Raw genomic sequence first — 620 nt, forward strand, 5'->3', positions numbered from 1 at the left:
CACCGAGTATGACTTTGCGAAAGGCTCTATCGGTATCGGCACCGATTGGCACCACCGCGTCACGGCTGATATCAACCAGGTCATTGATTATGACACTGCCCTACGTGTTAACCTGCTTAAGTCAGGTGAAAATGTTCCCGACCGTGACCCGGCTGACCGAAATCGCGCCGGTGCAGCAATCTCACTATCTCACCAGGTAACAGATCAGCTAGAAATCGTTGCGGATGTCTATCATTTCCGAGGCGAAGATAGCCCGGACTTAGGTACCTACATAGATGGTGATACCGGCAAACCTGTTAAAGATATCCCTTCTTATGTGCAAGATGAGGACTTTCTGAAATCTGAAACCAGTACTGCAACGCTGCGTGTTGGTTATGAATTTAGCCCAACTTCGAGCATTGTGAATCTGACTCGCTACGGTATTACCGAGAATGGTTATGTTGCGACAGGAGCCCGAGGTACAACAGCTTACCCAACACTTGATGATGCTACGAATGATACCAATGGCTTTGAAACTGCTTCGTTAAGTACTCATCAAGGCTGGCAAGACGTTGATTATTTTGCCAATCAATTTAATTTTCTGACTACAAAAGAACTCGGCGAGACAGTTCATGACATCG

The 620-nt window shown here is 46.8% G+C and carries 1 pseudogene; it reads left to right on the forward strand.

What is annotated here, in order from left to right:
* A pseudogene (locus tag A3761_RS27250) lies at window positions 1-620 on the forward strand (TonB-dependent siderophore receptor); the annotation flags it as partial.

The sequence above is a fragment of the Oleiphilus sp. HI0123 genome (assembly GCF_001635315.1).